Origin of the sequence: Mesorhizobium sp. M0244 (assembly GCF_040321795.1) — a bacterium.
GTDB lineage: Bacteria > Pseudomonadota > Alphaproteobacteria > Rhizobiales > Rhizobiaceae > Mesorhizobium.
On sequence record NZ_JAMYSE010000111.1, the window covers coordinates 1 to 20019 of the forward strand.

A 20019-nucleotide genomic window follows, 5' to 3' on the forward strand; every position below is an offset into this window, starting at 1 on the left:
ATGACAAAGCGGCGCCAATGGCGTGAACAGTTCGGCGTTCAAGACATGGCAAGACGAAGATTGACAGCACGTTGCGGTTGAGGAGCTGGCAAAACCCAGGCTGTGTGCAAGCGAATGGGTTGGCCCCGCTTTTCCAGCGACCTTCCTCTTTTCCAACCCGACAACGACTGACTTACCTGTTTTCTGACGCAGCCGGAGACGGAGGCACTCAGTTCATACAGCCGTAAATTACCGGCGTCATCGTCCGTGCAACGCTACAGGGAATGCTCGACAGCATTGTAATGCCATTCCGCCGACGCGGCCATGGCTTCAATGAACGCGAGTTTGACGGTAGCGACTAAGCAACCGAACCGTGGCGCCAATGACCTTCTGAGCTTCCTCCCATTTCGGAAGATCTCGTTCCCCAACACGCGTGGCGATCGCGGCCAGTATCCAACCTACGCAGCTGATGTCTTCGGCAGCCTTCAGTTTCTCATGCTGCAGGATGCAAGCTTCAATGCCCGGTCGGGGCGGAGACCCGGGCGTAGTACGCTCAGCGATTAGCTGCAGACCGGCGTCGTAGGCGGCGCAAATTTTAATTCTATCGCCCCTTTCCGATTTCATCACCACATTCGCCCAAAGGGCCAACTCAGTTAAAAGATCGGTTACTTCATCTCTCATTAAAAACTGCCGCTGTTTTCTTCATGAAACGAAATTCCACGATCCAGATAGCGCGTGGCCCGGACAATGAGCGAGGTATTTTCGGGGTTTGTTGTTATCGAGCGAACCACTCCTTCTAAGCTTGCCGAGAATGTTAGTCAAAACGCTCAGTTTGCTCGGCAGGATCGCCGTCTAGACACAGCGGGCAAACATACGCATGCGGTTTCGTCACCACCAAGACCACCGATGGCTTGTGGCAGCGATCACAGGCAAAATCCCGGTGTGCAGTAGGCCAAACGTCATTTTCTATCTTTAGAGCACGGAGCCCTTTGGCAGCCGTCATCTTGCTGCCAGCCGGCGGAGGGCGCTGGGCTGGCACAGTGGTCTCGGGTTTAATGCGGAGGTATGGGAAAGAGAGGCTCTCCCGGCTCACTGCGCCAGCAATGGTATCGGCACTCACAGGGGCGTCCCAGGTTGATTGGTGGCCCGTAGCGAGAAGACTCGATCGGGCGAGTTTGGCTGATTACTCGCATTCTGACCGCCGAATTCAAGAATAGTGTTGCCCTTGAGATAACTCTTCGCGCTTGAGTTGCACGTATGCAACAGCCACTACCGACCTGCGAGGAGCGGAAAATTCCGAAACCTTGTCGGCGCCGCGAGAGGCCCCTTATTTGAAATCGCGTCTTGGCTTGCGACCTGGATGCCTCGCGCGAATATGCCGGTCTGATGGTACAGGCGAAGGCGACTGGTAAAGCGATCGGCAAGGCCGAAGGTTACGTCGCCGCCACAGCCGCTGCTCGCGAGTTCTTGTTCGTGGGCACGATCGGCATCGGGCGGGCCAGACCAAGATCGGCATGGCCAATCTCGCCTACAATCTCACCCGCCCGTATGGCACCAGGGGCGAACTGCGCCCGCATGACGACGAAGGCGGCGCAAACCGCCACCGCGATGCCAAAATCGGCAATCTCAACAACCAACTCCGAAGCGATCGCCGTCATCAGTCCACGCAGAAATCAGCGCGGCCCTACCGGTCCGCGAAACGCCGGTAGTACGAGGTGCCCAGGTGGCTGGAGCCATTCCTATGAAGGCAAAGCCTGACCCTATTCGTGATATTCTGAAGCGCCTGCAGTGGTGCTGGGTCACGTTCGCTTCCCGCGCGATCTTGGCCGTCCATCAACCACGGCGCGTCCTTAGTTCCTCAATATTCACGACACTGTCGAAAATATACCCCGCGCCCCGCTCGGTGCGGATATACCGCGGGCGCGGCGCCTTGTCCTGCCCCAGCTTACGGCGAAGGCGGACGATAAGAACATCGATGCTGCGGTAGTAGACCTCCTGATCATAGACACGGGTCGCCATCAGAAGCTGCTCACGTGAAAGGACCCGACCTGGGTTCTTGAGAAAGGCCATCAGGAGGTTGAACTCGCCGGCGGTGAGCTTGACGTCAGGATCCGTTCCTCGGCGCAAGCTCCGACGCTTGGTGCTAACTCGCCAGTCATCGAAATGGTAGATGGTATTTCGGTCACGCTCCGGCCGCTGGCGCATAGCGGCGCGCACGCGGGCGTGGAACTCCGTAAGCCCGAAGGGCTTGGTGATGTAATCGCGGGCGCCGGTTTCGAGGCCAACCACCTTGTCGGCCTCATCTACGTAGTCACCGCTGACGATGATGATCGGAAGATCCCTCTTGGCAGCGAAATCTCGAACGAACTGCAAACCGTCCTCTCGGCCGTAGCTCAGGTCGACAATTGCTAGATCAATCGCTTCAGAAGCCATATTGCTGGCGGCCTGCTGGCGGTTTTCGACCGCTCTGATGTTAAACTCATGCTTAGACAAGAAGCCCATAAGCGGTTCTCTCGTCGACGCGTCCTGACCGACAATGAGGATGTTCTTCATGGTCACTTCCTGTTGACTGCAGCTTGGGCTGCCGGGGACGGTAGTCAAATTAGTGACGCTCAGCAGGTGGGACAATCTTCATCAGGCGTATTGCGGAATAGCGCAGACAAATAGGTCCTATGCGGAGTTCCTGCTGCGCAACAGTGCCCCCAAAGCCTGCTAGTTTTTGATGGATTGTCCGTCCTCTGCGACCACTCGTTCGGCAGACCGGGTTTATCCCCGCTGAGATTCGTATCGCTCCGGTCCTCTGGCACCATCACTGGAGCGCTTTTGCACCCAACTTCCTCTCCCGGCGGCTCCAATTCAGTTCAGTTTTGTTTCAATTTAAATCGCTGAAAAGTTGACATTCGTATGGATTCGTCGAGATTTATTGATCAGACGCAGAACTCGCCTTGATGTTAATTCCACTGTCTACAGGAAACTCCTGATGCCAAACCTTTTATCTAATTCCAATCTCCTTTCTAGACCCATGCTATCCTTTCTTTTGAACTTGCATGTCTTATTGTGCAGATCGCTCAGGGGGCGGAGCTTTCATGAACGGCGGGATGTCCGAGAGCAGGAGAGTGGAGATGAGTAGACTGGTCGTAGTCTCAAACAGGGTTTCGCTGCCCGACGAGCATGGTTCCCCGCCGCCAGGCGGGATGGCGATTGCGCTGAGCGCTGCGCTCCGGCGAAGGCACGGCCTATGGATGGGCTGGTCGGGGAAGGTGAAAGCCGGGGAGGACCCGTCAGGGCCGATCTCACGCCGGGAGGCCGGCGGGATCAATTATGCGCTTACCGATCTCTCGCAGACAGATTTGGACGACTATTACTACGGCTTTGCCAACCGGGTTCTTTGGCCGGTTTTCCACTGCCGAGTCGACCTCGCCGAGTATTCCGAAGCACGAATGTCCGGATATCAGCGCGTCAACCGACTGTTTGCAAAGCTGTTGCAGCCGCTCATCAGCGACGACGACGTCATATGGGTGCACGACTATCACCTGATCCCGCTTGCGAAAGAACTGCGGAACCTCGGCTGCGGCAATAAGATCGGCTTCTTCCTGCACATTCCGTGGCCGGCGGCGGACATCCTCTTCACCGTACCGCACTATGATGATTTGCTACGCGGGCTTTCGTGCTATGACCTCGTCGGCTTTCATACCGATGACGATCTTAGTAACTTCGCCGAATGCTTGCGCCGTCAGGGGTTACCGGACCCCATCACAAACGGTGTGTGCCAAGCCTATGGACGTGTGTTTCGCTGCGGCGTTTTTCCGATCGGCATCGACACGGCCGAGTTCGAACGACTGGCCGAGCAGGCGGCGCGCAGCGAGACTCTGCAGGAGCCCTCTCAGAGGATTCCCGGTTGTAAAGTCGCGATCGGCGTCGACCGCCTCGACTATTCGAAGGGCATCGAGAAGCGCATCGTCGCGTTTGACCGCTTCCTGCGGAGCAACGACCACCGCATCGGCAAGACGCAACTGCTGCAGATCACACCGAAATCCCGCACGGAAATACCGGCATATCTGGCGATGCAAAAGGACGTCGCCGAGCGGGTGGGGCGCGTTGATGGCGAACTCGGAACGATCCATTGGATGCCCGTTCACTACATCAACCGGTCCGTTGGACCCAGCGAGCTCGCCGGTCTATACCGCATGGCACGCGTCGGCCTGGTCACGCCGCTCCGCGACGGCATGAACCTTGTAGCTAAGGAATATGTCGCCGCACAGGACCCACAGAATCCAGGTGTTCTCGTGCTTTCGCGTTTTGCCGGCGCAGCCAGAGAGCTAGGCGGAGCGATCCTCGTCAATCCCTACGATCCGGAAGCGACGGCGAGGGCCATCGAAGAAGCCCTGGACATGCAGTTAGATGAGCGGATCGATCGTTGGCGTGCGATGATCGGCCGGCTCCGCGAATACAACGTCTATCGCTGGTGCGACGACTTTCTGTTAGGCCTGGATCAGCGCTGAGCTTTGCCGCGTTCCTTGGCCTAGCTTCGCCAGCATGAGGCTGACCGCGACCAAGTGAATCAGGCAGCATTTCGGCCTCGCTGAGCGATGCCGAATGTGCTGACGCTTAGCGCGAGCACACCGCTTACTAAGACAAGAGGAGAAGGCCGTGGATGAGCTCGCTTGCAGTCGCGAAACTTCAAAAAAGCGGGCGCAGCCGTTTGTCGCGGAACCTCGCGCCACACGGCAGCGGCAAATGCTGGCGTCGATTGACCTGAACTTGCTGTTTGCTCTCGAAGCGCTGCTGGAACACCGCAACGTCACGCATGCGGCTCGACACGTGGGCTTGAGCCAGCCCTCGATGAGCCGAGCGTTGAGGAGGCTGCGTGGCATTTTCAACGACGATCTTTTGGTTCGCGGCTCCATGGGCCTGGTTCCGACCCCGCAGGCCCAAAGCTTGAGCCGAATGCTGCCGCCGGTGCTGGATGCGATCCGCGGGATAGTGAACGGCAGTCTTGCCCAAGCCAATTGGCGATCGAAGGCGATAATGGCGATGCCCGATCATCAAGGACTGGTCCTGCTGCCGCGGCTCCTGCCCCGGCTGCGCCAGCACGCGCCTCATCTGGACGTCGTCATCGATCCGCTTCTCTCCGGCGCGATGCGGCGGCTTGAGCTAGGCGAGATCGATTTGGCTATAGGGCAGATTAGCGCCTCGCCGCCCGGATACTTGAGGCGCAGCCTCTACTCCGACCGGTTTGCCTGCCTGCTGCGCCACGACCATCCAGCCCTGGCGCGGGAATGGACAATCGAGAGCTTCGCGGCCTTGCGCCACGCAGCCATTGCCTTGGACTCCAAAGACGGCTTCGGCCGGGTGCATGACGAACTGGTCAAGTTAGATCTCCAGGGTCGCGATCCGGTGTTGGTTTCCAACATCTTGACGGCCGCGTTGGCGATCGCGGCGACCGATCTGCTGTTGATTATACCACGCCGCGTCGCGACCAGGATCGCCGCCTTGCTGCCGCTAGCGATCATGGATCCGCCTGTGCAATTGACACCCTATGAAGTCGCGCTGATTTGGCACGAGCGTTCCCATCGCGACCCGGAGCATCGTTGGCTGCGCCACGAGATCGCCGTCGCCGCGGCGGCGGGAACAGAGCAAAATATCCCAACTGGGAAGGCAAGTGACTGATGAGTCGCCTAGGCAAGAAACGTGATCCGAATCCGGGGCTATCGTCAGGATATGACGGAAAAGGTTTATTGCCCTGCTCGCCCGTTGGGAGGGGAAGCTGGCTCGCATTGAAACCGTGCCGGTTTCGACAATTTGAAGCGAGGCAACAGGGCCAGACGAGAAGGTATCATACGCCCAGCCATCTATATACAGGCCAAAAACCGCCTCTCGTCGACCGCCATTCGGCCGCGCCAAGCCTTCCACAGGCCAGCTTCCCATGGTGTCTGTGAGGTGCCTGCATGCTGGCAGCATATCTTGGCTCGGACCCCGAAGCATGCAAGTCCTTGGCACTAATCGCGAGTTCTCTGAGGCAGATCGATATCCTTGATCACCGTTTATTGCGGGCAGGGCGCTCCGCGCAGATCGTCATCGTCGATTGTCGCGAACCGATTCACGACAAGCACGGGCGTGCGAAGCTCTCGCCCGAACCTGTCAAACTGGCTCTGGTTCTGGAAGAGAGCCTGGATCGACAAGCGGTCTTCTCCAACGGGTATTCCGATTACCTGTTGTGGCCGCTCACCGAGCAGGAAGTTCTGCGCAGACTTACCGCCTGCATCGTTCAGTTCGCGCAGCGTTCTACCCCGCCTTTCTTCTCAGCCGATCCGATCGTTCAGAATTCATGCAGTCTGCTGGCGCAGCGGGTCGATCAGCAGATCACCCGCGTCGAATTGGCGCGAATGGTAGGGACCAACAGGACAACGCTCACCACCCGTTTCGAGACATCGTTTGGCTGCGGGCCAATGACTTGGCTACGGCGCTACCGGATGACGGAGGCTGCTGACCGGTTGCGTAACGGGCATGAAAGCATCGCCAAGGTCGCCGAATCCTTCAGCTACGAGAACAGCAACAACTTCTCCACAGCCTTCAAGGCGTTTCATGGCCTCTCGCCACTGCGCTATCGCAAAATGATACGGCGCAGAGAAAAGCCTGTCTAACGCAAAGGTGGGGGCCGGAGCGAATTGGTATAAGGCGACGCGGGCACGCAAAGATCATCTCATCTCCGAGGCGTTTCCGCGCTTTGGGCACCTTAAGCTCTCGACCAACGCTCATGTCTCACAGCAGGAGGATAAAGCATGTCGAACGCATTTTCAGTGAATGTTCAAGAGTATGAACAGCGCTATTCCAAAGAACACTATGAGGCGGCGTCCGCATTTTTCTACGCCAAGCCCCTTGTTTTGGCCCAGTTAGATGCTGCGCCCCCCAGTGACGACACGATCGCCAACGCTCAAGGGACAGTGCAGTTTCACCTCATCGGCCAAAAAACCGAAGATCCGACGTACAGCGGCACCCTCAATGAGAATCAGGACAATCTACTGGCAATAGGAGGAATTATTAACGACTACATGCATACCCATTATGCGAACATCGATGCACAGAAGCTTGATATCAACACATGGGCCGATGTTGTTGGCAACATTCCAGATCTCTCTGTGGGCAGGCAAAAACTGAAGAGTTTTTCAAAAAAGGTGGCCGGGACGTCGGTCTCAGCTACTTTCCTCTCGCTGATTGCCAAGGCGATCATTACCGACGGGGCATCGTTGCTGCTGGATTTCCAGTCCTTCCTTACAGAAATGGGGAATCTCACCTTCAGTGCAAACGGCAAGGCGCAGCGATACAAGGCGCTGACATGCACCTACCAGAGCTACCTTCTCGATAATGGGGCAGGCGGATATTACGACTACGGAGCAATCGTTCTGCGGCAGATCGAGTTCAAAGAGCACTTCCTCGAGCTGAAATCCTCTTGTTCGTCGACCCACTACGTCCGCGTCGACATGGACTATGCCGAGGTCACCAATCTCGTTCAGACCCGTCGGATCCGCAAAGGCGGCCCCGATCACGAAAACTTCCAGGAGCTTGTGAATAAGAACTCCACCGACCAGTTCAAGAAGGCCAAGAACTTTTTCAACGGTGGCTCGACGCCGCAACAAGACATCAAGCCGCAGGTCTGATCGTCAGGCCTTTGATCGCGAAAGCAGCGCACCCAACCAATAGCGTGGATTTGGACGAACGTCACCCGCATCATGGATGCGATAGAGCGGTCCGGTAAGCCCTTGCGAACTACCGATGCTCTGTCGCGCCCCCGGTGCCGGCGAACTCCGGTCCCGCTTCCATAGGGAAGCAGACATGAACCCATTCGCAAAAACAGCTGCCGGCCTTTTCCTGGTGATCGGCCCACAGAGCAGCCAACCGCTCGAGGCGGAGAGGATTTGCTCTGCCATGGTCCAGAAACTATTCGAAGACCAAACCCGGACTCTGGATTCTCGAGCATGGCAGAATGCCGCGCAAATGGTACCGAACCAGGTGGAAACCGCCACGACTTCAAGAACGCTAAACCGCACGATGGACGTGGCGGAATTGCCCAGTGCCTTTGCGTCAATTTGCGCGAATGCCGCCGACGGCAATGAAGCTGGCGTCGGTCTGGCAAAGGCAATCCGTAGCTATCTGAGCAAACACGGCGAACCGACGGCGTTCAATTGCCTCGTCCTAGATCAATCCGACTCCGCGGAAGTCCGTCTATCTTTAACCTGCCTTGCCGTGGTCGAAGTTGGAAGCGCTGACAGTCTCGCCATCACCTCGATATTGCTCTCCGCATCGCTGAACCTGTCAAACGAGCAAACGCAATCCACTATCGCGCAGGTTTTCGGCCGTTTCAGCTCGCCGAGCGACTCACCGTACTACCTGCGCTTGTTCTCCAGCCGGCGGTCCCATAGTCAGAGACGTAGCGACATTCTGCAATAGACCCAAGGGCAAACAGAGGAATAGCTGATTGCGTCTGCGCCGCGTTGGTGGCTGCGGGAAATGACATCAAAAGGCTGCGCGAAGAAATAGCGTGGGAGGGCGAGGTGACCGTATAAACTGCGCATTTTCCATATAATTTCGGCCTTCGGGGAGACGGACTATGCACGATATTATCGACGTCCCGCAGAACGTCGGCGATTTTGCTGTGTGCTTGGCAGAATCTGGCGTCAATACAGTAATCCGGTACTACAACCATCGGAATAGTACACCATTTCCCTCAAAATGTCTTACAGGGGAGGAACTCGCCGCCCTTCATGGTGCTGGAATATCGGTAGCTGTGGCCTTCGAGCAGCGGGGTGGCTCGGGCGGCAATATCAGAGACTTGCATGGTGCGGCTGGAGAGCGAGACTCCGGTCGTGCGCTTGATCTGGCCGCCGCGTTGGGACAGCCCGAAGGCTCCGGAATCTATTTTGCAGTCGATTGGGACTACCACACACCACAGCATCTTGCACGAATAGCACCCTACTTCAGGAGTGTGCGGAATGCGTTGGCTGGCCGTTATCTCGTTGGCGTTTACGGATCGGGCACGGTCGGACACCACATGAAGCGCCAGGGGCTGGTGGACCATATATGGCTCTCTGGCTCGTTGGGATGGTCCGGAACGAGACAAGCGCTCAAGCAGGGGGATTGGTCGCTTTTCCAAAAGTTTATGGAAAAGCGTTCCGAGATCGGGGGCTTCGGATACGATGGAAATGTCGTCAATCCGGCCCTTGAAAACTTTGGTCAATTTGGGCCGGCAGGTACTCTCCCCTCTCGCGACGCGAAGGAACGTCTGCGTTGTTCAAAGTTGCTGCGCGAGGAGCGCTAAATCTTCGCTCCCGGCCGGGCAAGAGCTTTCGCATGGTCGATTCCTCCCGAACGGTACAAGGCACGCCCACGCCTTGTCAGGCTGCACCGGAAGCTTCTCCCGCTGCATCTTCGTCATCGATATCCCGGCATCGTTCATCCCTTCACAAACCGCTTGCCTTACGGCGCCATAGTGAAAGAGGATTATGAAAGGCTCCGAACCTGTATTCTCGTGGACACCCTCGGCCTTCCATAAACGACCGTTTGCGAAAGGAAGCTCCATGCTGATCGGCTATGCCCGGGTGAGCAAAGGCGACGAGCAGTCCAACAAGGCGCAGATCAAGGCGCTCACCGATGCCGGTAGCGAACGGATCTTTGAAGAGGAAGCTTCCGGCGGTCGATGGGAGCGCCCCGAACTGCACCGGATGCTTGATCAATTGAGGGAAGTCGATGTCGCGTGGCACTTATACGCGAGAATGCGGCAGTTCACAGCCTGTGTTCAGCGGGCTTAGACGAGCTCAAGAGCAGAAACGATAGGAGGCCAAAGGCAGTCGGCGTCCAGTTCGTGTTCCGCGCGACCGCCTGATGTTCGAAGGGCTGAGAGACAAATATCGGCTCATCCTCGATGTCTCGACTTGGACCGAGTACTTGAGACGACGCCCCATGAGCCTTGGCATTGATATTCCGCCAGTTGAACTCTTGTTTGCCGACTTTTGTCGGTTTGGATCATCGAGGAGCTCCGCATGGGTAAGATGGTCGTGTTGAAGCCAGTCGTTTGGAACAGCAATGGCTATCTCGGCCCCATCGGCGGAACCACGTCGAGCGGTTATGCCGGAGTTCATGGCTATGGCCACGAGGAATGGAATGGTCGGTCCGATTGGGTCTGGAAGGGCTGGAAAGTTTTTCACACCCAAGGGAAAGGCCGAATGTTCAGTTATGCCGACGAGGGCAACCTCGGCATCATCATGACGACGATGAGGGACGGTCAGTTCTATGCTGTAGGTGCCGCATGCGCCATTTATCAGAATGATGAGAACGATCGAGCGGCAATTGCCAAAGAGCTGGATCTGCGTAGGAACGGCAATGCACTCTGGAAGTTACCAGGGATCAAAAGCCTCAAGAAGAACAAGGCAGCTTTCGACGCCCATTGGGAGGATGCGTACGAATGGGTCCAATGGCGTTGTCCACAATCGCACTTCGTCTGGTTCAGCCCGTCGATTTTAATCATCCCTGACGACATCATACCCTCGAAACCTCCGTCGCCGCCTCGGCAGGCAATTATCAAGATGCATGGGAGCTACCAAGCGGTGAGGCCTGATCAAGCCTTGGCCATTATCGCCGAAAGGCTGCCATCTTCGCATCCAATCTTAGCGTGGCTATCGACGGATGATTTCGACGACGTGCGGGACCGGAGCGTCCGCAATGCGCCTCCACCGAGGGGCAAAGGGAGGAAAAGCGCTGGAACGGCCACCGATCCATACACCCGCTACCTCCAGGAAAATGAATTCCAAATTACGCCCAAGCATCATCACCTGCAGTCGGCTTTCGAGGCGTTTCTCAAAGCGTCCAACGCCACGCAAGTTGTACCCAACATGGAATGGGTCGATGTCCGCTATCACGACGCGCAATTCGGACCGGTGCTGGCAGAGATCAAGCCGACCGACCCGCTGACGATCCGTTTCGCGATACGGGCCGCAATTGGCCAACTGCTCGACTACCATCAGAAGCAAGAGGGCAATCCGCGACTCCTCGTTGTGACCGACTGCAGGCCATCGAATCCGGACGATCTCGCCTTAGCAACGGACAACGGCTTCGGCCTGGCATGGCGAGACGGGAAGAAATTCGAATTCCGATGGCCATCGCACCAAAATAGGCGCGACAAAAGGGGGTCATTGATCAATCGGTAACCGATCTTAGTAAAACTTAACTCCCAAGGTCTGGGCGACCTGCCCTAATCTAGCCGGCGGAGGCCATACTGACGAGGAGACGACAGCCGATCGCAAGGAGCGTCGGGACAAGGCGAAGCCCGGCGGCGCCAAGCCGGGACATAAGGGTCACAGCCGCCCTGAGCGAGGATTTCGATCGCCCTGGCTGCCGGGCCAGTCTGTCGAGCGATCTTGCTGCCGAATCCGTCAGCGAACACTATAGGATCGAGCTTCCCGCGATCAGGCCTTCGATTGAACGCCATCGGCGTCTGGCAGTCCGTTGCCTGTCCTGCGACACGCTGGTCGTCGCTTTCGCCAGCTTCGACTGGTTGCCTTTGACGGCGATCACGTACTGGCCGCCGCCCTCCCGCGCATCAGAATGCCTCGCGACCATGCTGACCTACCTCCACTGCTCGATCCGGCGGATACGCCTGTCATTGGCACGAAGGCGCGGCTTCACGAACCGCTCCTGCGGGGGCGATCGGAGATCTGCCATCGCCGTCCCCCGTGAAAAAAAATCGGAGCAAAATGCGTGCCGAATTGGCGTATCGTCTGCGCTGCACCGATTCTCGGTACCGGTGACCCGCCCTCTCTCCCTTTTGGTAGGGCTTCCGACATTCTTGCCCAGCTCGGCTGACGGAGGCCGGCAGCCTGCTGCTGACCGATCTTCCGCGGGCGAGAGAGCTCGAATCGCGCTCCGTTCCATTCGATCTTCCGGGTCCGATCGCCAAGGGCGGACGGCTGCGGCGCATTCGCATTCCCCGCCGCGTGCTGGCCTTGATCGGCGACTATGTCGATCTCGAGCGCGCGATCTTGGCCGAGCGGTCGGAACCTTCAGTGTCCGATCCGCTCTGGTTGATGCCTGAGGACAGGAAGGCCGTCGATACGACCGGAAGACGCGTTCGGCTCGACCGCCTGACGCCTGGCGAACGCCGCAAGGTGCTCATCGGCGGGCCCGGCAGGGCGCAGCATGCCTTGCTCTGGCTGACCGAAGGCGGCCAGCCCGTGCCCTCGGCAACTTGGGAAGCCGCCTTTCGCCGGGCCTGCGCCCGCTGCCGCCGCTTCGGCATTGATCTCGACGTGACGCCGCACACGCTGCGGCACGTCTTCGCCGTCAACATGCTTTCCATGTTGACACGCGAGCAGATCGGGACCGTGTTCGATCCGCAGGATCGGCATGGCGCGGCCTATCGGCGGATTCTCGGCGATCCTCTGCAGAAGCTCCAGCACCTCCTGGGGCACGTAGTGTCACCAGCACCTACATTTATCTCGACAGCCTCGCCGAGGCGCAGGAACTGGTCGAGGCGGCCGCAGATCGCTGGGCCGAAGATACGGCCGGTGATGTGGAATGACCACTGCGGTAGCTATGTCGGTGCGGCGGCCGGGCCGCCGTGCGCTCTTCCCCGAGGCGTTAGCTGATCCCGAGGGCGAGGCCGCCGCTGCGATCGCGTCGCTGCGCTTCACGGTTATCCTCGCGGACCGCAGCATGACGATCGACCTGACGATGCTCGCCGGCCGCAAGGCATTGGCCCGGACGCTGGCGGGGGCGCTCTGGCGCGCCTGCCAGGTCGGAGGTCCGGCCGGCTCGGTTTTCGACGGCCTACGCCTATTCCAATGCGCTCAAGATGTTCTGGCGCTATCTCGATTCCGACAGTCCGCGAGTTGCACGCCTTGCGGACGTGAGTGCTGCCTGCATGGATCGCTCCGCCGTCGGCCATAGCGTCGTGGTCGCGGCCAATCATTATGCCGACATCCCCGCACTTCGCCATCTGCACGAAGCGACCATCGCCGACGCCATGAGCGATGCACTCGACGCCGCCCTGCGCCCGTGCGTCCTGTCGTCGGACGAGGAAGCTGCCGTCCGCGCCGATCCGGCGGCCATCGGTCTGCCAGTCTCGGGAGCGGCTGCCGTTCAGGCCCTGTTGAGCGGCGAGCAGGACGTCTGGCTCGCTAGTTGCGGTGGCTTCTACAGGAGTCCGTTCGGCGCCGAGGGAGAGGCCTGTCCATCGCCGTTCTGGGGCTGTCTCGCATGCAACAACGCGGTGATCACCGCCCGCAAGCTGCCTGCGCTTTTGGCCTTCCTCACCTTCATCCGGGCGCAGAGACAGACACTCAGCGAAGCCGACTGGGCGACCAAGTTCGGCCGCGTTCATGGCCGGATCGCCGGTCAGATCCTGCCCCGGTTCAGTGATGCCGAGATCGAGCGGGCTCGTCAGGTCGCCGCTTCGGGCGCTGCGCTCATCTACCTGGGAGCCCCGTGATGCCAGGGTTCGCGAAGCGCTCGCCGCAGCCGTTGCTGCCGTCGGCCATCTATGGAGACGACGAGCCTGTGCTCGCCGGCATCGCGATCAGAGACGATGCCGACCGCACGCCGCTTCCCCGCTTCGGCGACGATCACTGGGATCTGGGCGCCGCCATTTTCCGGGTGAACGCGCGCTATTCCAATTACCGGCTCAACTTCGCCCGCATCACCGATCCGGTGACGCGGCGGCTGGCGAAGGAGTATGTGATCGCCCGGCTGCGCATCCATGTGCCGGGATATCGGGCGCCCTGCGGCGCGACCTCGGCGATCCGTTTGCTGCACTATGTCCAGCATTTTGCGGCGTTTCTCATTGCACGGATCGGCGCGGTCGATCTGAGCCGGATACATCAGGCGTTGCTCAACGCCTATCTCATCCATGCCCGTGACAGCGGGCGACGAACGCCCCATGAGACGGTGAAGTATGTCGAGGTGCCGATTGACCTGCATCACCTGTCGCCATGGCTGACCGGCGGCGGGATCGGTTTTCTTCCCTGGCGTGGGCGCGCGGCTCACCGCGTTGCCGGACGTCCGCCGGCGCCCGCCGAGAACGCCACGCCGCGCATTCCCGAGCCGATCATCGGCGCCATGCTGCGTTGGGCGCACAAGTATGTCGAGGTCTATGCACCCGATATCCTCGTCGCGCGGACGGAGTTGGATGCTCTCGAAGCCCGCTGCGCCCGGTTGATCGCGCGGGACACACGGACCGGACGGGCCGTCGCCAAGACCTATCGCGCCCGCGTGGCGAAGTGGCTCGACGCGCGCCGGGCCGCCGGCCGGGGCGTGCCGATCTGGGAGCGCGCGCCCAACGCCGCCCGCCGGATTGATCCGCTGACCGGCCAGGTGATCCCGCCCTACAATCTCCACCTGATGCGCCTGCATGCTGGCGCGCCAGAGAGCGGTCGCGTCAGCCAGTCCGATCGGACTGCACAGCTGATCGATGAAGCGGCTGCCGAACTCGGGATCGAGGTTGGCGGCGTCGACACGCCAATCTCGAGCGATCCCGACACCGGCTTGCTATGGCGCGAGCGCTTCGACGGGCTGAGCCTCGCCCGCGAGGAGCGCATGCTGCAAGGTGTTTGCTATGTGGTCTGTGCCTATCTCACCGGCATGCGCGACAGCGAGGTGCAGGCCATGCAGCCGGTTGCGTGTCGGCGGTGCGCAGCGCTGACGGCCTGGTCGAGCGCTACCGGGTGCGCAGCACCGTCTACAAACGTCATGGCGCGCGCGGCGTCACGGCCGACTGGATCACGATCGAACCCGTCGCCCGGGCCGTCGCGGTAATGGAGGTTCTCTCGGCCCGCAATCGCAAGGAGAAGGGGCTCTCATCCCTATGGGTGACCCTGAAGGACTGGCCCTGGAGCGCCGATCATCTCGACGCTCAACCTGTTCCGCGACGGCCTGGATGCGCGCTCCGGAGACACACCGGCAATCCCGCGCATCGCAGACGAGCCCTGGAAGTTCACGACGCGGCAATTGCGCCGAACCGTCGCTTGGTACATCGCCAACCGGCCGTTCGGCACCGTCGCGGACAAGATCCAGTACAAGCACGCCTCGATCGCCATCTTCGAGGGCTATGCGGGCTCAAGGCAGGCCGACTTCCGCCTCGCCGTCGAGCGTGAGCGCGCACTCGGCCAGCTCGACGATATCGTCGTCCATTACGAGGCGTTTCTTCGCGATGAGGGTCCGGCTGGACCGGGTGCCGCGCGGTTGCGGCGCGAGTTCGCCTATGTGCAGGACGAGCTTGGCGATCTTCCCGGCCGGATAATGGACCGCAAGCGACTGCGCACGATGCTGGCCCATCTCGGCCGGACCTTGCACGTGGGTTTCCTCAACGACTGCCTGTTCGAAGCCGCGACCGCGCTTTGCCTTACGGAAGCGCCGGAGACCGAGCGACCGGCGCCGGCCTTGTCCCGATGCAGCCCTGATCGATGCCCGAACGCCTGCTTGACCGTCCGGCATCGTGAGCCCTGGCAGGCCTCGATCGCAGAAGGCGAAGCGCTGCTTGCCGACCGGCGCCTCTCACCGCTCCAGCACACAGCGATCCTGCGGGACCACGAGCGCAAGCGCCGGCTGATTGCACCTCTCCTGGATGGTGAGGCATGACTGCGCTCGGGCCAAAGAGCGAAGCGGCGCTAAGGGCGGCCATGGAGCGGCTGCTCGACGGCCGGCCCGATCGCACCGACGGCGCGCTTACCGTCTCCAACCTGGCGCGCGAGGCCAGCGTCAGCCGAGCAACAGCGAACCGTGCGGTAGATCTTCTCGCCGAGTTTCGTGCTGCCGAAGCGCGCCACCGGCGATCATCTCCTCAAGCACTGAAGGACCGCGTCCGCTCCCTCGAAGCCGAGCTCCGGGCCGTGCGCGGTGCCGAGATGGCCGAACTGCGCGCGCTCACCCGCACGCTCGCGCAGCACATCCAGGTGCTGACGTTACAGGTTGCCGAGCGTGACGCTGTGATTGCCGGCCTGCAAGGATGAACTGGCGCTGTCGAATGAGGCCAAGGTTGTTCCGCTGCGGCGCCCGCCGCGAGGCGGCGCTGGCTGAGAGCCACGCAACATCCTCACCGCCGGCCGGTCCTGCGGCCATCGGTCATGCCCGACGTCTCCTGTGCTCGCCCGTCGAGGCAGGGGCTCGGTTGTGGCAGACGCTGCCGGGCCGTCAACCCTGTTCCGCACCAGTAACCGAGAACAGGGTGTGACGGCCCGGCTCGCCGCGTCTGCCCCTGCCGCTTCGCCCTCGACGGAGAGGGCGAGCACAGGAGGCACCCATGACCACCGATCGCAACAGCCAAGCCCGGACCGTCAACGATATCTATGAGCGCGTCACCAACCAGATCATCGCCGCGATCGAGGCCGGCGCCGGCGAGTACCGCATGCCCTGGCATCACGACGGGTCGGCCATCACCACGCCCGTCAACGTCGCCTCACGCAAGACCTATCGCGGCGTCAACGTCATCACCCTTTGGGTTGCGGCGCATGCGGCCGATTATCCCGCCGGCATCTGGGGCACCTATCGCCAATGGCATGAACTCGGCGCTCAGGTTCGCAAGGGCGAGCGCGGCCAGCTCGTCGTGTTCTGGAAGACGAGCGATCGCAGCGGCGGCACAGATCGTCAGGACGACGGGGAGGATCACGACACGCCCGCACGGCGCCTGTTTGCCCGTGGCTACACCGTCTTCAATGCCGCCCAGGTCGACGGATATACACCGCCCGAGATGCAGCTGCTGCCGATGGCCGAGCGGATCGAGCACGCCGAGCGATTCTGCGCCGCCCTTGGCATCGACATCCGCCACGGCGGATCGCAGGCCTGTTACATCCCATCCAGGGATCATGTGCAGATGCCCGAGTTCGCCTGCTTCCGGGATGCCGTCGCCTACTACGCCGTGCTGCTCCACGAATGCGGACACGCTTCCGGCGCCAGGCATCGCCTCGACCGCGATCTCTCCGGACAGTTTGGCTCGGCCGCCTACGCCATGGAGGAATGCACGGTCGAACTTCTCAGCGCCATGATCTGCGCCGACCTCAGCCTCAGCGTCGAACCGAGGCTCGATCATGCCCGCTACATCGCCTCCTGGCTCCAGGTGCTGCGGTCCGACAAGCGCGCCATCTTCACGGCGGCAAGCAAGGCGCAACAGATCGCCGATTGGATGCACGCCCAGCAGACCGACGCTCAGCAGGACGAGGTCCGGGGCGCCGCATAGGCGCCCCCAGACGAAGTTCTCGTCCGAATGATGATAGCGGACATGGTGGATGAACTTGGCCATCGGGTCGTCGCCGAAGCCGGCACTATTGGTGCGCTGGCCCATATGCCTTGATGGGTGAGTTTGACCTCGCCATTCTCGACATCAACATTGGCGGTTTTGGCGTCGATCCCATTGCTGAGACCATCGAAAGGCGAGGGCGCCCTTTTCTGTTCATCACGGGCTATGGGCAGCAGCATCTTCCCTCCTTGTTCCGCCGAAGACCAGTGCTGGAGAAGCCAGTCTCCATCGATAAACTACGGGAAACGATCAATTCCCTCTCCTGACGACGGATGAAAGTGATCAGTAAAACGGCGTGGCGAACTTATTCAGTCCCGCGTGGATAACGTGAGATGCACGGCCATCATTTGCCTATTCTCAAATAGACCCCCCTCAGGCTGCACGAGGATTAACACCGCCGGTGTCTCTAAGGTGTCCTCGGTGGGGTGGACCCGGTGATGAGTAACTGAGAGACGGCAGTCACCAGTTGTGCCAAGGCAAATGGCTTCTGCAGAAGGACGCTGCTCGGGACACCTTCCGAAGGCCATTCGTTACCAGTGCCTGCGGTCATGTACACGACCGCAAATCCGGGGCGATCTTCCTCGCCTTCCGAGCCGCTTCCCAGCTGTTCATGCTGCCGTTCGGGTAAACCAAGCGCCCGGTAGTCCGCCTGCCCACTTTGAAGTCGGTTCACCGCCTCATGGGCGGATGTCACCATTGCCGGCTGGTAACCGCCTTCCGTCAGGGCATCATGGACGAGCTCCTGGATCGTCTCGTCAACTTCCACAACGAGAATGATTGGACGTTCTTCCACTCGCCTTTCCCCTCAGCGACACACACCGACCCAGGCCTCAATACGCGTAGCACCAGCGTCTGGTTCCCTGGCATCGTTCACAGGCTGTAAGGGCCTCGCGCATCGGGGTGCGCGAGGCCGGTGAACGTCTTTGACCGAGCCAAAGCCTCCGCCCGTTCACTCCTGACAAGTACTCTTCGATCATGATATATTTTGCGGATCGTGAACGATCTCGTAGAGTCTGTGAACCGTGGGAAGCAGCTGAAGGGTATAGGCGCTTAGCGTGATTACCTTGACCCATCCTTTCATCAACGATCCCAAGTATTGGCACGAGCGAGCTGAGGAGCTTCGCTCCATCGCGAAACTCCTGGATGACACAGAAGCCAAACGGCAAATGCGTGCCATTGCTGCGAGCTATGATCGTCTCGCCGACCATATGCAACAGCGGTCTAAAGAGACCAAAGTGGTGAAGCGAGCGCGCATCAACAGTAACCAAGGAGTCGACCATTTCATGCTCGATCAGCTGAAGCAAAACAACCGCGTTTGGGCCGAGGGCAAGCTCGCTGTCGATCCCGGCTTCTTCAAGAGACTGGTGGGGCAGCAGAGGCCCGAATATCTGTGGATCGGCTGCTCCGATAGCCGGGTACCCGCGAACGAGATCGTGGGGCTGGACCCCGGCGAGATGTTTGTTCACCGCAACGTCGCCAACCTCGCCCCGCCCCAGGATGCGAATTATCTGTCGGTGCTGCAGTTCGCCGTCGACGTGCTCAAGGTGAAGCACGTGCTGGTCGTCGGCCACTATGGCTGCGGAGGCATAGCCGCTGCAGTGGATGGCGAGCGCCGGGGCCTCGTCGACCACTGGCTCCATCCGATCCGCGAAGTCGCCCACGACCACAAGGACGAGCTGGCCGCCTACACCGACGACCGAGAGCGGCTGAACCGGCTCTGCGAGCTCAACGTCATCCGCCAGGTTAGGAACGTCGCGTCCGACGTCTTCGTTCAGGATGCTTGGGCGCGCGGCCAGCCATTGGCGGTACATGGCTGGGTCTATTCGCTGTCGAGCGGGCTCATCACCGATCTGAATGTGACTGTGACCGGCGGGCCGGTATCGCCCGGATGACAAGCGATTCAGGCGTCATTCGCGTAGGAGTAGTGAACGCTTGCGCACTGCCATCCGTCACCTCTTGCGTCAGCTCGGCCGATCGAGCACCACACCAGCCCGGGGCGAAACTGCTCTCTCGTTCGGCGAGGACGTCGCCGAGCTGGCCTGCTGTGCCGGTTGAACGACCGCCAACGTGCCTCAGCAATTCGCGCGTCTGTCTCACGAGCCAAGATCGCCCCGAAGCCCGCGGTTTTTCAGGAAAACGCCGCCGACAATCCGGCTGAGACAACTTAACTGTTCAGATAACGCGCCGAGCAGGTGAAGACGCTGGAGATCGAGAACGGACGCCTCGAGCTGCGAGCGGTTACAGGTCCGGACTACGGCAGGATTTTCGATGAAGAGTTGATCGACGCCGTGCAGAAGATCGCTGGCAACGGCACCGGAGACACTCGCTGGAAGGTGCCGGGAGTTCTCGATTGGTCGACGGGAATTTACAATCCGAATGTCGACATTTCCAATGCCACGACGACGCTCTATGCGTCCGACCGTGATGTCTTTGTCTTCCTCGTCGACGACCTGAATCCGATCGAAGCCGGCAAGCTGCCCGATGGCTCGCCCGACGTCTTTTTCAGGGGGTTTTATTGCTGGAACTCGGAGGTCGGCGCCCGCACGCTTGGAATCGCCAGCTTCTATCTACGTGCAGTGTGCCAGAATCGTTGCCTCTGGGGCGTGCAGGATTTCCAGGAAATCATTATCCGGCATTCCTAATATGCCGCCTCGCGTTTTGCCCTGGAAGCCGAGCCAGCGCTGATCCAGTTCGCGGAGTCTTCGCCCATGCCGTTCGTCAATGGCATCAAGGCTTCGCGGGAGCGTGTCGTCGCTCGGGAC

18 protein-coding genes and 3 pseudogenes are annotated in these 20019 nt (G+C 60.2%); 17 read left to right on the top strand and 4 right to left on the bottom strand.

The features are described 5' to 3' along the window. Positions 1-1412: 1412 nt before the first annotated feature. Complete coding sequence (locus NKJ08_RS34165) at positions 1413-1637, bottom strand: hypothetical protein (protein WP_023722452.1); 225 nt, start codon at positions 1635-1637, stop codon at positions 1413-1415. A 175-nt stretch (positions 1638-1812) separates the two neighbouring features. Then, complete coding sequence (locus NKJ08_RS34170) at positions 1813-2532, bottom strand: winged helix-turn-helix domain-containing protein (RefSeq protein ID WP_352785518.1); 720 nt, start codon at positions 2530-2532, stop codon at positions 1813-1815. Between the two features lie 569 nt (positions 2533-3101). Here NKJ08_RS34170 and NKJ08_RS34175 point away from each other — a divergent pair. From NKJ08_RS34175 to NKJ08_RS34210, 8 genes are all read left to right on the top strand, one after another. Beyond that, positions 3102-4481: an alpha,alpha-trehalose-phosphate synthase (UDP-forming) gene (locus tag NKJ08_RS34175; RefSeq protein ID WP_352706706.1), complete on the top strand. Its 1380-nt coding sequence runs from the start codon at positions 3102-3104 to the stop codon at positions 4479-4481. Positions 4482-4716: 235 nt separating this feature from the next. Then, positions 4717-5649 (top strand): LysR family transcriptional regulator, encoded by a 933-nt coding sequence (locus tag NKJ08_RS34180; RefSeq protein WP_352785535.1) that lies wholly within the window; start codon positions 4717-4719, stop codon positions 5647-5649. Between the two features lie 278 nt (positions 5650-5927). Next, a complete protein-coding gene (locus tag NKJ08_RS34185; protein WP_352451774.1) occupies positions 5928-6623 on the top strand; it encodes a helix-turn-helix domain-containing protein in 696 nt (231 codons plus the stop codon). A gap of 138 nt (positions 6624-6761) precedes the next feature. Continuing rightward, positions 6762-7637 carry an Evf family palmitoylated virulence factor gene (locus tag NKJ08_RS34190; protein ID WP_352509612.1) on the top strand — a complete coding sequence of 292 codons (876 nt, stop codon included), beginning with the start codon at positions 6762-6764 and terminating at the stop codon, positions 7635-7637. Between the two features lie 175 nt (positions 7638-7812). Beyond that, entirely contained in the window at positions 7813-8427 is a 615-nt protein-coding gene (locus NKJ08_RS34195) for a glutamate acetyltransferase (protein WP_352509611.1), read from the top strand. 160 nt (positions 8428-8587) lie between these two features. Beyond that, positions 8588-9295 (top strand): DUF1906 domain-containing protein, encoded by a 708-nt coding sequence (locus tag NKJ08_RS34200; RefSeq protein WP_352496686.1) that lies wholly within the window; start codon positions 8588-8590, stop codon positions 9293-9295. Between the two features lie 259 nt (positions 9296-9554). Continuing rightward, positions 9555-9785, top strand: a complete 231-nt coding sequence (locus NKJ08_RS34205; protein ID WP_502904052.1) for a recombinase family protein — start codon at positions 9555-9557, stop codon at positions 9783-9785. A gap of 231 nt (positions 9786-10016) precedes the next feature. Beyond that, a complete protein-coding gene (locus NKJ08_RS34210; protein WP_352774767.1) occupies positions 10017-11180 on the top strand; it encodes a hypothetical protein in 1164 nt (387 codons plus the stop codon). Positions 11181-11415: 235 nt separating this feature from the next. Here NKJ08_RS34210 and NKJ08_RS39165 read toward each other — a convergent pair whose 3' ends face one another. Then, positions 11416-11592: a hypothetical protein gene (locus NKJ08_RS39165; protein WP_502906374.1), complete on the bottom strand. Its 177-nt coding sequence runs from the start codon at positions 11590-11592 to the stop codon at positions 11416-11418. A gap of 374 nt (positions 11593-11966) precedes the next feature. Here NKJ08_RS39165 and NKJ08_RS34220 point away from each other — a divergent pair, with 374 nt between their 5' ends. The 7 genes and pseudogenes from NKJ08_RS34220 to NKJ08_RS34250 all read left to right on the top strand — a co-directional run bounded on the left by NKJ08_RS34220 (position 11967) and on the right by NKJ08_RS34250 (position 17523). Further along, a complete protein-coding gene (locus NKJ08_RS34220) occupies positions 11967-12617 on the top strand; it encodes a site-specific integrase (RefSeq protein WP_352785522.1) in 651 nt (216 codons plus the stop codon). 275 nt (positions 12618-12892) lie between these two features. After that, on the top strand, positions 12893-13459 hold the full coding sequence (locus tag NKJ08_RS34225) for a hypothetical protein (RefSeq protein WP_352785525.1): 567 nt from the start codon (positions 12893-12895) through the stop codon (positions 13457-13459). Continuing rightward, complete coding sequence (locus NKJ08_RS34230; RefSeq protein ID WP_352785527.1) at positions 13459-14781, top strand: hypothetical protein; 1323 nt, start codon at positions 13459-13461, stop codon at positions 14779-14781. The genes NKJ08_RS34225 and NKJ08_RS34230 overlap by 1 nt, the downstream gene beginning before the upstream one ends. A gap of 192 nt (positions 14782-14973) precedes the next feature. Beyond that, positions 14974-15603: a hypothetical protein gene (locus NKJ08_RS34235; RefSeq protein WP_352785529.1), complete on the top strand. Its 630-nt coding sequence runs from the start codon at positions 14974-14976 to the stop codon at positions 15601-15603. Continuing rightward, positions 15600-15974, top strand: a complete 375-nt coding sequence (locus NKJ08_RS34240) for a hypothetical protein (protein WP_352509597.1) — start codon at positions 15600-15602, stop codon at positions 15972-15974. Before NKJ08_RS34235 ends, NKJ08_RS34240 begins: the two co-directional genes overlap by 4 nt. 290 nt (positions 15975-16264) lie before the next feature. After that, positions 16265-17197, top strand: coding sequence for an ArdC family protein (locus NKJ08_RS34245; protein ID WP_352785532.1), 933 nt, complete (start codon positions 16265-16267; stop codon positions 17195-17197). A 27-nt stretch (positions 17198-17224) separates the two neighbouring features. Continuing rightward, positions 17225-17523, top strand: a pseudogene (locus NKJ08_RS34250) (response regulator). A gap of 140 nt (positions 17524-17663) precedes the next feature. Here the strand turns inward: NKJ08_RS34250 and NKJ08_RS34255 are convergent. Then, entirely contained in the window at positions 17664-18050 is a 387-nt protein-coding gene (locus NKJ08_RS34255; RefSeq protein ID WP_352509593.1) for a response regulator, read from the bottom strand. Between the two features lie 460 nt (positions 18051-18510). On the opposite strand from NKJ08_RS34255, the pseudogene NKJ08_RS34260 reads away from it, so the two are divergent. Then, positions 18511-19133: pseudogene (locus NKJ08_RS34260) on the top strand (carbonic anhydrase); the annotation flags it as partial. Positions 19134-19437: 304 nt separating this feature from the next. Continuing rightward, positions 19438-20019 (top strand): annotated as a pseudogene (locus tag NKJ08_RS34265) (DUF932 domain-containing protein); the annotation flags it as partial.

What these genes read in the sequence shown, in the direction of transcription:
- NKJ08_RS34165 (WP_023722452.1), bottom strand. Translation starts at nt 1,637, where the DNA reads ATGACGGCGATCGCTTCGGAGTTGGTTGTTGAGATTGCCGATTTTGGC.
- NKJ08_RS34170 (WP_352785518.1), bottom strand. Translation starts at nt 2,532, where the DNA reads ATGAAGAACATCCTCATTGTCGGTCAGGACGCGTCGACGAGAGAACCG.
- NKJ08_RS34175 (WP_352706706.1), top strand. Translation starts at nt 3,102, where the DNA reads ATGAGTAGACTGGTCGTAGTCTCAAACAGGGTTTCGCTGCCCGACGAG.
- NKJ08_RS34180 (WP_352785535.1), top strand. Translation starts at nt 4,717, where the DNA reads ATGCTGGCGTCGATTGACCTGAACTTGCTGTTTGCTCTCGAAGCGCTG.
- NKJ08_RS34185 (WP_352451774.1), top strand. Translation starts at nt 5,928, where the DNA reads ATGCTGGCAGCATATCTTGGCTCGGACCCCGAAGCATGCAAGTCCTTG.
- NKJ08_RS34190 (WP_352509612.1), top strand. Translation starts at nt 6,762, where the DNA reads ATGTCGAACGCATTTTCAGTGAATGTTCAAGAGTATGAACAGCGCTAT.
- NKJ08_RS34195 (WP_352509611.1), top strand. Translation starts at nt 7,813, where the DNA reads ATGAACCCATTCGCAAAAACAGCTGCCGGCCTTTTCCTGGTGATCGGC.
- NKJ08_RS34200 (WP_352496686.1), top strand. Translation starts at nt 8,588, where the DNA reads ATGCACGATATTATCGACGTCCCGCAGAACGTCGGCGATTTTGCTGTG.
- NKJ08_RS34205 (WP_502904052.1), top strand. Translation starts at nt 9,555, where the DNA reads ATGCTGATCGGCTATGCCCGGGTGAGCAAAGGCGACGAGCAGTCCAAC.
- NKJ08_RS34210 (WP_352774767.1), top strand. Translation starts at nt 10,017, where the DNA reads ATGGGTAAGATGGTCGTGTTGAAGCCAGTCGTTTGGAACAGCAATGGC.
- NKJ08_RS39165 (WP_502906374.1), bottom strand. Translation starts at nt 11,592, where the DNA reads ATGGTCGCGAGGCATTCTGATGCGCGGGAGGGCGGCGGCCAGTACGTG.
- NKJ08_RS34225 (WP_352785525.1), top strand. Translation starts at nt 12,893, where the DNA reads ATGGATCGCTCCGCCGTCGGCCATAGCGTCGTGGTCGCGGCCAATCAT.
- NKJ08_RS34230 (WP_352785527.1), top strand. Translation starts at nt 13,459, where the DNA reads ATGCCAGGGTTCGCGAAGCGCTCGCCGCAGCCGTTGCTGCCGTCGGCC.
- NKJ08_RS34240 (WP_352509597.1), top strand. Translation starts at nt 15,600, where the DNA reads ATGACTGCGCTCGGGCCAAAGAGCGAAGCGGCGCTAAGGGCGGCCATG.
- NKJ08_RS34245 (WP_352785532.1), top strand. Translation starts at nt 16,265, where the DNA reads ATGACCACCGATCGCAACAGCCAAGCCCGGACCGTCAACGATATCTAT.